Annotated in this window: 13 protein-coding genes and 1 riboswitch; of the genes, 8 read left to right on the top strand and 5 right to left on the bottom strand. The window is 72.9% G+C overall.

Annotated elements, in window-relative coordinates; translation table 11 throughout:
• Window positions 1–1,342 (bottom strand): ABC transporter ATP-binding protein (locus C1I92_RS16555; protein WP_111255754.1); only part of this gene is annotated, 1,342 nt, incomplete at its 3' end.
• Window positions 1,342–1,941 (bottom strand): ECF transporter S component, encoded by a 600-nt coding sequence (locus tag C1I92_RS16550; protein WP_111255753.1) that lies wholly within the window; start codon window positions 1,939–1,941, stop codon window positions 1,342–1,344. The genes C1I92_RS16550 and C1I92_RS16555, both read right to left, overlap by 1 nt.
• A 91-nt stretch (window positions 1,942–2,032) precedes the next feature.
• Window positions 2,033–2,138, bottom strand: a riboswitch (TPP riboswitch).
• Window positions 2,139–2,395: 257 nt separating this feature from the next.
• Between C1I92_RS16550 and C1I92_RS16545 the strand changes: the two genes are divergently transcribed.
• The 3 genes from C1I92_RS16545 (at window position 2,396) to C1I92_RS16535 (ending at window position 4,559) form a co-directional block, all read left to right on the top strand.
• Window positions 2,396–3,112 (top strand): hypothetical protein, encoded by a 717-nt coding sequence (locus C1I92_RS16545; protein WP_111255752.1) that lies wholly within the window; start codon window positions 2,396–2,398, stop codon window positions 3,110–3,112.
• Between the two features lie 48 nt (window positions 3,113–3,160).
• Window positions 3,161–3,892 (top strand): lysophospholipid acyltransferase family protein, encoded by a 732-nt coding sequence (locus tag C1I92_RS16540; protein ID WP_158564165.1) that lies wholly within the window; start codon window positions 3,161–3,163, stop codon window positions 3,890–3,892.
• A gap of 160 nt (window positions 3,893–4,052) precedes the next feature.
• Entirely contained in the window at window positions 4,053–4,559 is a 507-nt protein-coding gene (locus tag C1I92_RS16535) for an HNH endonuclease (RefSeq protein ID WP_111255750.1), read from the top strand.
• A 12-nt stretch (window positions 4,560–4,571) separates the two neighbouring features.
• On the opposite strand, the gene C1I92_RS16530 is transcribed toward C1I92_RS16535, so the two are convergent.
• Window positions 4,572–4,979 (bottom strand): RidA family protein, encoded by a 408-nt coding sequence (locus tag C1I92_RS16530; RefSeq protein WP_111255749.1) that lies wholly within the window; start codon window positions 4,977–4,979, stop codon window positions 4,572–4,574.
• A gap of 97 nt (window positions 4,980–5,076) precedes the next feature.
• Window positions 5,077–5,727: a TetR/AcrR family transcriptional regulator gene (locus C1I92_RS16525; protein WP_111255748.1), complete on the bottom strand. Its 651-nt coding sequence runs from the start codon at window positions 5,725–5,727 to the stop codon at window positions 5,077–5,079.
• A 121-nt stretch (window positions 5,728–5,848) separates the two neighbouring features.
• Between C1I92_RS16525 and C1I92_RS16520 the strand changes: the two genes are divergently transcribed.
• On the top strand, window positions 5,849–6,334 hold the full coding sequence (locus tag C1I92_RS16520) for a YflT domain-containing protein (protein WP_111255747.1): 486 nt from the start codon (window positions 5,849–5,851) through the stop codon (window positions 6,332–6,334).
• Here the strand turns inward: C1I92_RS16520 and C1I92_RS16515 are convergent.
• Window positions 6,331–7,293, bottom strand: a complete 963-nt coding sequence (locus C1I92_RS16515; protein ID WP_158564164.1) for a magnesium and cobalt transport protein CorA — start codon at window positions 7,291–7,293, stop codon at window positions 6,331–6,333. The genes C1I92_RS16520 and C1I92_RS16515 overlap by 4 nt on opposite strands.
• A gap of 43 nt (window positions 7,294–7,336) precedes the next feature.
• Between C1I92_RS16515 and C1I92_RS16510 the strand changes: the two genes are divergently transcribed.
• Genes C1I92_RS16510 through C1I92_RS16495 form a run of 4 tightly spaced genes read left to right on the top strand, consistent with a single transcriptional unit; the run spans window position 7,337 to window position 10,154 of the window.
• Window positions 7,337–7,936: a histidine phosphatase family protein gene (locus C1I92_RS16510; RefSeq protein WP_111255745.1), complete on the top strand. Its 600-nt coding sequence runs from the start codon at window positions 7,337–7,339 to the stop codon at window positions 7,934–7,936.
• 58 nt (window positions 7,937–7,994) lie between these two features.
• Window positions 7,995–8,636, top strand: coding sequence for a DUF6758 family protein (locus C1I92_RS16505; protein WP_111255744.1), 642 nt, complete (start codon window positions 7,995–7,997; stop codon window positions 8,634–8,636).
• A 39-nt stretch (window positions 8,637–8,675) separates the two neighbouring features.
• Complete coding sequence (locus C1I92_RS16500; RefSeq protein ID WP_111255743.1) at window positions 8,676–9,515, top strand: PHP domain-containing protein; 840 nt, start codon at window positions 8,676–8,678, stop codon at window positions 9,513–9,515.
• Window positions 9,516–9,548: 33 nt separating this feature from the next.
• Window positions 9,549–10,154, top strand: coding sequence for a MarC family protein (locus C1I92_RS16495; RefSeq protein WP_111255742.1), 606 nt, complete (start codon window positions 9,549–9,551; stop codon window positions 10,152–10,154).
• Window positions 10,155–10,169: the final 15 nt, after the last annotated feature.

Here is a 10,169-nt window from a genome sequence, read left to right as displayed (position 1 = left end):
CCCGCAACCCCACACACAGCGAGAGGAGCTCCGCCCACGTCCTCGCGTCCTGGCCGAACGTCGGCTCGTCCATCACCAGCAGGTCCGGCGCGGTCGCCAGCATCGCCGCCACCGACAGCCGCCGCTTCTCGCCACCGGACAGCGTGAACGGGTTGGCGCCGGCCAGCCGCTCCAGCCGCAGCCGGGACAGCAGCTCGCCGGCCCGCCGCTCCGCAACGTCGGCGGCGACGCCGGCCCGCCGCGGACCGACCAGCAGCTCCTCGCGGACGGTGCGCGTGACGAACTGGTGCTCCGGATCCTGGAACACCGTCCCGACCCGGCGGCACAGGTCCCGCGCGCGCCACCGGTGCAATGGCCGGTCCGACCCGCCGACCAGCACCGACCCCGTGTCCGGCGGCAGCAGGCCGGCCAGCAGCATCGCCAGCGTCGACTTGCCGCTGCCGTTCGGCCCCGTGACGGCGACCGCGGTGCCGGCGCGCACGTCCAGCGACGCCGCCGACAGCGCCGGCCGCCGGGTGCGCGGGTACGTCAGGCTGAGGTCCCGCGCCGTCAGCACGACGTCGCCGCCGGGCCCGGGCGTGAACGGGGGAGCGGCCGGGCCCCACGGCGCCGGCACCCACACCCCCGCGTCGGCCAGCGCGGCGCCGCGGCGGCCGAACACCTCCGCCGGTGGCCCCTCGTCGAGCACACCGCCGCCCGGCGCCAGCACAACGACGCGGTCGACCAGCCCGGCGGCCGCGTCGACCCGGTGCTCCACCATGAGCAGCGTCGTCCCGGAGCCGGCCAGCGCGGACGAGACGGCGCCCAGCACCGTCGCGGTCCCCGCCGGGTCGAGGTTGGCGGTCGGCTCGTCCAGCGCCAGCACCGCCGGACGGCGCACCAGCGCGCCGGCCAGCGCCAGCCGCTGTTGCTCGCCGCCGGACAGCGCCGCCGTCGCCCGGTCCCGTCCGTGCGCGAACCCGACCTGAGCGAGCGCGGCGTCCACGCGCGGCCAGATCTCCTCGGCGGGGACGCCGGCGTTCTCCAGGCCGAACGCGACGTCGTCGCCGGAGCGGGACATCACCAGCGACGTCTCGGGATCCTGCAGCACCATGCCGACCCGGTCGCGCGCGCCCGCCGCCGGCATCCCGTCGATCTCGACGTCGCCCTCGTGCTCCGCCGCGGTCTCCGGGTCCAGCAGCCCGGCGACCGCGCGCAGCAGCGTCGACTTGCCCGCGCCCGACGGCCCGACCAGCAGCACCCGCTCGCCGGCGGCGATGTCGAGGTCGACGCCGCGGCAGGCCCACGCCTTCCGGCCCGCGTAGCGCCAGCCGAACCCGCGCAGCCGGACCGCGGCGCCCATCAGATCTCGCCCTGCGCCCGGCCGGCCGCGAACGGCGCCAGCGCACCCGTCCGGGCCAGCGCCCGCACCAGCAGCCAAGCCAGCCCACCGGCGACGGCACCGGCGACGATCGCGCAGCCGACGTAGATGACCTTCCAGTCCCACGAGTACGTCGGGACATAGGTGACGATCTCGTAGAGACCCATCGCCACGCCGGCCCCGCCGCCGGCGAGGAGCGCCGCGACCAGCCCCCACCGCCGGTAGGCCAGCAGCGCGAACACGAGCTCGGCGCCCAGGCCCTGCCAGACACCGGACATGAACACCGACAGACCCCAGGCCGAGCCGAAGAACATCGAGACGATCGCCGCCAGCAACTCGGTGAACAGGGCGGCGCCGGGGCGGCGCACCACCAACGCGCCGAGGACGGCCGGAATCAGCCAGACCCCCGACGCCAGCGGCGCGATCGGCATCGAGCCGAGTGGCGCGTTGATCACGGAGTACAGCAGGTTGTTCCAGATGGCGAACACCACGCCGAACACGACGCCGATGACAGACGCGACGACGATGTCGACGGTGCGCCAGCGGTGCCGGCGCAGCTGGACGGTGGCTGGCTCGCTCACGGAAAAGCTCCTCTCGCACGGGGACGACGAGGGGCCCTCGCGACGTGACACAGCGCGCCGCCACGGGACCAGGCCCGTGGGACGCGCTGCTGCGGTCGAGGTGTCGACTTCCTGCGCCGGCATTACCCGGATCAGGTTCGAGGGTCTGCGGGACTGTCCCGCACTCTCAGCGCTGCAGCGCTCCCCTGTCGTGGGTATTCAGTTGTCGCGTGAACGAGATTACACCCTTTGTTCGCACCCGCGATGATCAGCGGTAACGTCCGGAACGGGCGGGCCGGCGGGACCGGCCAGGTCACGTTTTGGTGACGGCCGGGCCGGGGCGTGGGTATGCTCCATCAGGCGCTCCGGCCGGAACGCCTCGTGCTCGCACCCGAGCCGACGATGGAAACGAAGAGGTCAGGCGCACATGCAACTGGTCGTTCGCCGACTGGCTGCAGCCGGTTCCGCCGCCCTTGTGACCGTCGCGTTGACGGCGTGTACATCTGGGCCGGAACATCCGTCGGTCTCGCCCCTGGCGCAGATCAGCGTCGAGGAGGGGCTGACCCAGGCGCCCAACGGCATCGACGAGCTCGCGCCCGCCGAGGTGCTGGAGCAATCGCTGGCCGCCATGCAGGCGACCGGCTCGTACCGCGTCACCGGCACCACGGTGAGCGGCAACACCATCGACATCGCGTTCAAGGACGGCGTCGGCTCGGTCGGGTCGGTCGGCTCGGAGAACGCCGTGCAGCTGGTCGCGACGCCGGGAGCGGTGTACGTCACCGGCGACGAGTCGCTGGCCGCGTCCGTCGGCGCCGACGTCGGCACCACGCTGGCCGGAAAGTGGCTCCTCATCTCGCCCGAGGCCGCCTCGAGCTTCGCCATCTTCGCCGACGGCGCCGCCTTCGCCGCCGCGGTGCTCGGCGCCGACGACCCCGACGCGCTCACCCCGATCCAGGAGGTCGACGGCCGGCCGGCGATCGGCCTGCTGTTCCCCGAGACCGGTGGCACGCTGTGGGTCGCCGCGTCCGGCGAGCCGCTGCCGCTACGGCTGGAGGAGAAGGGCGCCTCGGCCGGCGCAGGCGTCATCACGTTCAGCGACTACGGGACGGAGGTCGCGGTCACGCCGCCGGCCCCCGAGGCCGTCGTCGACCTCACCAAGATCCCGGTCCCGACGGCCACCCCGACGCCCTGACGCCGCGCCGTCACCGGGCTGCCGGGCCGATGGGTTAATCTTCGGTACGTGGAGGTGGTGGGTAAGGTCGCCGTCGGCCTGACCAGACTGTTCGGCAGTGTCGAGCCCGACGGCCTCGCGGTGCTGCCCTTTCGCGGCCCGGCCATCGTGGCCGTCAACCACACCACCATCTGCGACGTGCCGCCGGTGCTGGCCACGCTGCACCGCGCCGGACTGCACCCGAGCGTCCCGTGCAACCGCGAGGGCTGCGGCGTCACCCACGGCCACGTGCGGTTCATGGCGTCGTCGCTGGTGTTCGCGAACCCGTTCATCGGCCCGCTGGCGCGTCAGGCCGGCATGATCGAGGTCGGCGGCCGGCAGGCCGGCGCCGCCGCGCTCAAGGCCGCACACGACGCGCTCGACCGCGGCGAGGTCGTCGGCATCTACCCCGAGGGCGACGTCTCCGCCACCGAGGACGGCTCGCCGCGGCGGTTCCGCTTCGGCATCGGCCGGCTGGCCGCCGACGCGAAGGCGCCGGTCATCCCGGTGGCCCACCACGACGCCCGGCGCATCGGCTCCGGGTCCATCGCGCGCAGCCTCGGCGGCGCGCTCACCTCCATCGTCCGCCGTCCCACCATCAAGCTGCGGGTGGGCAAGCCGATCCTGCCCGACGAGTTCACCGGCCTGCCGCTGCGCGACGTCGTCGAGGTCATCCAGGACCGCGTCACCGACGTGTGGCGCTCCGTCTCCGGTGAGTCGCTGCCGCGGCTCGACCTGGACCAGCCGGAAAAACCGTTGTGAACGCGGCGGCGTCGATGCACTGTAGAGGCGGGTCCGCGCGTGCGGGCGGGCCCGGCGATTGGTCCAGATTTTGCCGTTACGTTCCCTACCGAGTGAATAGGCCACACTAGAGTCAGAGCGGCGAGCCCTGACGTGGGCTCGGGAAGGAGGCGTGTGCGCTGTGAACACACTCGTTCTGAACGCCTCCTACGAACCGCTGGCCGTCGTCTCGGTCCGCCGCGCCGTCATCCTGATCCTCACCGAGAAGGCCGTCGTCGAGCACGCCGACACCGAGAAGCTCATCCGCTCGGCCACCCGTGAGCTGCCGACGCCGCTGGTCGTGCGGCTGCTCCGGTTCGTCCGGGTGCCGTACCGGCGCAAGGTCCCGTGGTCGCGCAGCGGCGTCCTCGAGCGCGACGGGCGCCGCTGCGCCTACTGTGCCGGCCGGGCCAACTCCATCGACCACATCGTGCCCACCTCCCGCGGCGGCGCCCAGCGCAGCTGGCTGAACACCGTCGCGGCCTGCGTGTCGTGCAACCAGCTCAAGGCCGACCGCACCCCGGTCGAGGCGGGCATGTCCCTGCTCGTCGAGCCGTTCGAGCCCAAGGCGCACCGCGCGCTGGTGCTCGCCCTCGGCGTCACCGCGGCCGCCGAGCTGCCCGACTGGCTGGTCGCGGCGACGGCCTAGCCCTGCCCTCGGTCAGCGCGCCGCCGTCGCCTCGAACTCGCACAACATGCCGGGCAGCGCGAGACTGGCGACGCCCAGCAGCACGCCGGGCGCGCGACACCCGGCCGCGTCGAGACGCTGCTTGAACGCCGGCTGCACCTCGGTGAGGAAGGCCTCGAGCTGGTCGGCGCGCAGGTACCAGTTGAAGCGAACGACGTCGGCCCAGGTGTACCCGGCCGCATCGAGAGCGGTCTGGGTGCGGTCCAGCGAGGTCATGACCTGAGCGCGCAGGTCCCCCTCGTGCAGGACCCTCCCGTCGGCCAGTGCTGCCTGGCCGGACAGGTAGAGCGTGCGGGTCGCGGACACCTCGACGCCTCCTTGGAGGAACGCGAGGTTCTCGTCGCCCGGCCAAGGAGCGATCACGGTGCGGCTAGTGGACATCGATGTCTCCTCCCGGCCGGATCGGCCGACGCAGCTATGCGGAATCTCGTCGTCCGCTTAGCTGGACGCTAGCACAAGCGGACGGAGGCATTCCACTTCACCGGGCTGAGCTCAGCCGCCGCAGGATCTCGTGGACCACCTCGTTGCCGGGAGCCGGCGGCATCGGATCGGTGTTGGTGGAGCGGAAGGCCGAGATCATCAGCTTCGCCGGTCGCCGCCAGGCGTCGGGGGCGACGTCGCGGGTCGCGGCCAGCAGCGCGGCGTTCGCGATGAGCAGGACGATGCCGTCGTCGGCCGTCACGTCGTCGCGGAGCTCGCCGGCCGCCCTCGCCCGCTGGACCAGGTCCAGGATCGCGAAGTAGAACCGGTCGCGCTGACGGTCCACCTCAGGCGCCTGCGGCAGCGGGGTGAGCAGGACGTCGCTGAAGCCCTGGTCCGACGCCTGCCACTCGCAGATCCGGTAGAGCAGGCCGGACAACGCCCGCCAGGGGTCGGGATCGGACAACGCCTCCTCGGCGGTGTCGGCGTAGGCCCGCAGGTCGGCGGCGAAGACGGCGGAGACGATCTCGTCGCGGCCGGCGAACCGCCGGTACAGCGTGCCGACGCCGACGCCGGCGCGGTCGGCGATCTCCGCCATCGGCACGTCGAGGCCGCGCTCGGCGAACACCTCTCGTGCGGCGGCCAGGACCCGCTCGCGGTTGCGTGCCGCATCGGTCCGCAGCGTCCGTTCCTGGCGGTCCTGAGCCATCACGCCTCATCGTAGCCCGGCGAATCGGCGCGCTCAGCAGCGACGTTCCGGCCATGTCGTGCGCGAATGAGCCGCCTGTTGATCGTTCGCACCGGTACTGTCGGCCTCTAGGAGGTGCGTCATGGTGAGTCCTGTTCCCGGTCTCCCGACCGGCATCGTCGTCGCCACGTACGACGACTACCCCGCAGCGCAGAAGGCGGTCGACTTCCTCTCCGACCAGAAGTTCCCGGTCGAGAACCTGGCCATCGTCGGCAGCGACCTCCGCCAGGTCGAGCGCGTCACCGGCCGGCTGACGTGGGGCAAGGCGGCGCTCGGCGGCCTGGCGACGGGCGCCTGGTTCGGTCTGCTCATCGGTCTGCTGCTCGGCCTGTTCACCGACGAGGGCTGGCTGGCGATCATCCTGCTCAGCGTGCTCTGGGGCGCCATCTTCTTCATGATCTTCGGGCTGGTCGGCTACTGGTTCACCGGCGGGCGGCGCGACTTCACGTCGCAGAGCGTCACCGTGGCCAGCCGGTACGAGATCTTCTGCCAGCACCAGCACGCCGACGAGGCGCGCAACCAGCTGGCCAAGCTCTCGCTGCAGACCGGCACCGGGACGGTGTCCTAGAGCCAACCCCGGCGCTTGAAGTTCACGTACAGCATCCAGCACAGCGCCGCCATCAGCAGCATCACGCCCGGGTAGCCGAACGACCAGCGCAACTCGGGCATGTCGCGGAAGTTCATGCCGTAGATGCCGGCGATGGCCGTCGGCACCGCGATGATGGCCGCCCACGAGGTGATCTTGCGCATGTCGTTGTTCTGGGCAACCGACAGCTGCGCGAGGTTCGCCTGCAGCATCGAGCCGATGATCTCGTCGTAGCCGCCCAGCTGCGCGTGCAGCCGGTCGACGTGGTCGGCGACGCCGCGGAAGTAGGTCTGGACCTTCGCCGGGATGAGGTCCGGCAGGTGCTGCGACAGCGACCGGACCGGCGTGCCGAGCGGCGCGATCGCCCGCTGCAGCTTCAGCAGCTCCCGCTTGGCGTGGTAGATCCGGCCGGCCTGGTTGCCGCTGGCGTCGTCGAACACGGCCGCCTCGATGTCGGTGAGATCGGCCTCGAACGTCTCGGCGGTCGCGGTGTACTCGTCGACGGTGGCGTCGGCGGCGACGTAGAGCAGGGCGGCCGGGCCGTGGCCGAGCAGCTTGGGTCGCGCCTCCAGCCGCTCGGCGATGACCGCGACGGGATCCGGGTCGCCCTCGCTCACGGTCACGACGACCTCCGCCGTGGCCAGCACCGTCAGCCGGCCCGCGTCGCGCACCCCGCCGTCGTAGCGGACGCGGCGCAGCACCAGGTAGACCAGGCCGTCGTAGTGGCCGATCTTGGTGCCCTGCCGCTGGTCCAGCGCGTCGTCGACGGCCAGCGGGTGCAGTCCGACGTCGGCGGCGACGCGGTGCAGGTCGTCGGCGGCCGGCTCGTGCAGCCGGATCCACACGAACCCCTGGCGGTCCCGGGCCGCCGCGATGGCCGCGTCGTAGTCCGCGTCCTGCCGCTGTCCATCGCGGTAGAACGCCCAGTCGCTCACCGTCACGGTTCCTCCTCGCCGCGCCGCTTCCCCCGCTAGCGTTACCAGCATGGCGACGTTCCAGCAGCCGCACCCGCAGACTCACCGGCCCGAGATCTGGCTGGTCCGGCACGGCCAGACCGAGTGGAGCCGCGACGGCAAGCACACCAGCCGCACGGACCTGCCGCTGACGCCGGTGGGCGAGGAGGCGGCCCGGACGCTGGCGGCCAAGCTGGCCGGCACGACCTTCGACCTGGTGCTGTCCAGCCCGCGCAAACGGGCCCGGGTGACGGCCGAGCTGGCCGGCTTCGCCGACGCCGAGATCGACGACGACCTGCGCGAGTGGGACTACGGCGAGTACGAGGGCATCACCACCGCGACGATCCGCGAGACCGACGCGGACTGGTCGCTGTGGACCGACGGCGCGCCCGGCGGCGAGCGGCCGGCCGAGGTCGAGGCGCGGGTGGACCGGCTGATCGAGCGGCTGCGATCGGCGCCGGGGGAGCGGGTCCTGGTGTTCGCGCACGGCCACATCCTGCGGGCGGTCGGCGCGCGCTGGATCGGCTCGTCGGTCGCCGCCGGCGCGCACCTGCGCCTGGACACCGCGACGGTGTCCGTCCTCGGCTGGGAACGCGAGAACCCGGCGATCGGCCGCTGGAACGCCCCCTGACCGGACAAGACGGTCAGGCGCTTGACGCGGCGGGCCGTGAACCGTCAGCGTCGTCTGGGTGAGAGGCGAACGAAGCTGTCCGCGCTGCGGCGCGCCCGCGCGTCCACCCGGCGCCTGGTCCAGCCGGTGGGTCTGCGACCTGCACGGCGAGGTGTACCCGCTGGCCCCGGTGACGACGCCGAGCGCGGCGCTGGTGCACCAGCTGGCCCGCGACTCGCACGTGCCGCTGTGGCTGCCGTGGCCGCTGCCGCGCGGCTGGGTCGTCGGCGCCGTCATCCACGCCGGCGACGACGCGAGCGGCGTGCGGGCCAGCGGGGTCGGGATCAGCGGGCCGAACCCGCTCGGCGGCCCGGGCGACTTCCTGCTCGTGGCCGAGGAGCAGGGTGTCGGGCTCGGCGCCGGGCTGGCCGGGCTGGAGGGCGCCGATCCCGGCAAGGCGGTCGAGGGCGAGCCGACGGCCAAGGTGCAGGTCGAGGGCCGCACGGTGCCGCTGTGGTTCGTCGAGGGGCCGGCCGACCGGGCCGTCTACGTCGGGCACTGGGGTGGCAGCTGGCTCTGGGCGATCCTCTACCCGCAGACCGCCGGCGTGTTGCTGCTGGAGGACGTCGAGATCGTCGATCTACGTGATCTCGGCCACGAGGCCGATCTCTTGCCCTACGGAACGCCCCCGCCCTGGCTGGTACCGGGCTACGATCACTGAGGTATCGGCAGTCCAGCGATCACATCGAGGGTGCCCCGGTTGCGCATCGATCTGCACACGCACAGCAGCGTCTCCGACGGCACCGACCGCCCGGAGGACGTCGTCCGGCGGGCCAAGAAGGTCGGCCTCGACACCGTCGCGCTGACCGACCACGACACGTTCGACGGCTGGACGGCGGCGCTCGCGGCCGGCGACGAGGCCGGCGTCGACGTGGTGCCGGGCGCGGAGATCTCGACGGAGCTGCGCGGCCACGGCGTGCACCTGCTGGCCTACCTCGTCGACCCGGCGTACGAGCCGCTGGCCGAGGAGCTCGGCCGGGTCCGGCACGACCGGCGCACCCGGCTGGCCCGCATCGCCGCCGCGCTGACCGCCGCCGGGCTGCCGATGGACGTCGCCGACATCCTGGCCCACTCGCCCGACGCCGCCACCGTCGGCCGTCCGCACGTCGCCGACGCGATGATCGCGAAGGGCTACGTGCGCGACCGCGAGGAGGCGTTCGCCTGGTGGCTCGGCCAGGGCCGGCCCGGCTGGGCGGCGAAGTACGCGCCGCCGATCGACGAGGCCATCCACCTGGTGCACGCGGCCGGCGGGGTGTGCGTGCTCGCCCATCCGTGGGGCCGCGAGGGCGCCCGCCGCGCGCTGACGCCGTCGTCCATCGAGGCGCTGCGCGAGGCCGGCCTGGACGGCATCGAGGTCGACCACCAGGACCACGACGACGCCAGCCGGCGCACGCTGCGCCGGCTCGCCCAGGAGCTGGACCTGGTCGTCACCGGCTCCAGCGACTACCACGGCACCGGCAAGCTCGACCACGAGCTGGGTGTCAACACGACGGCGCCGGAGGAGTGGGAGCGGCTACGATCGCTGGCCGGCGGGCACTGACCCCGCCGCGACCCACGAGCCCGCGGAGCCCCGATGAACTGGCAGCTGTTCGGCGAGGTCGTCGTCACGCTGTTCGTGATCATGGACCCGCCGGGCACGGTGCCGGTGTTCCTCGCGCTGACCGGCAACCGGCGCCCGGCCGAGCGGACCCGGGCGGCCTGGCAGGCGGTCGCGGTGGCCGGCTTCGTCATCACCATCTTCGCGCTGTTCGGCCGCACGATCCTCGACTACATGCACATCAGCCTGCCCGCGCTGCAGGGCGCCGGCGGGCTGCTGTTGCTGCTGGTCGCGCTGGAGTTACTGACCGGCAAGGCGGATCAGCCGGACACGGCGTCGGCGGGCAACGTCGCGATGGTGCCGCTCGGCACGCCGCTGCTGGCCGGGCCCGGCGCGATCGTCGCGACGATGGTGTTCGTGCAGGACTCCGACGGCGGCTGGGACTACCTCGCGCTGGGGCTGGGCATCGTGGTGGTGCTGCTGTCGATCTGGGCGTCGATGCGGTTCAGCGTGGTGCTGCTGCGGGTGCTGAGGGAGTCCGGCATCCTGCTGGTGACCCGGATCGCCGGCCTGCTGCTCTCGGCCATCGCCGTCCAGTTGATCGCCGACTCCGTCCGTGCCTTCATCGACGGCGCGGGGTGAGGACCCTGTCGGTGC

This window comes from Jiangella anatolica (assembly GCF_003236295.1).
GTDB classification, from domain to species: Bacteria; Actinomycetota; Actinomycetes; order Jiangellales; family Jiangellaceae; genus Jiangella; species Jiangella anatolica.
This window is presented reverse-complemented; position numbering and strand designations above follow the sequence as displayed.

Coding starts and splice junctions, on each gene's coding strand:
- C1I92_RS16530 (WP_111255749.1), bottom strand. CDS start 4,979: ATGTCCACTAGCCGCACCGTGATCGCTCCTTGGCCGGGCGACGAGAAC.
- C1I92_RS16525 (WP_111255748.1), bottom strand. CDS start 5,727: ATGGCTCAGGACCGCCAGGAACGGACGCTGCGGACCGATGCGGCACGC.
- C1I92_RS16520 (WP_111255747.1), top strand. CDS start 5,849: ATGGTGAGTCCTGTTCCCGGTCTCCCGACCGGCATCGTCGTCGCCACG.
- C1I92_RS16510 (WP_111255745.1), top strand. CDS start 7,337: ATGGCGACGTTCCAGCAGCCGCACCCGCAGACTCACCGGCCCGAGATC.
- C1I92_RS16495 (WP_111255742.1), top strand. CDS start 9,549: ATGAACTGGCAGCTGTTCGGCGAGGTCGTCGTCACGCTGTTCGTGATC.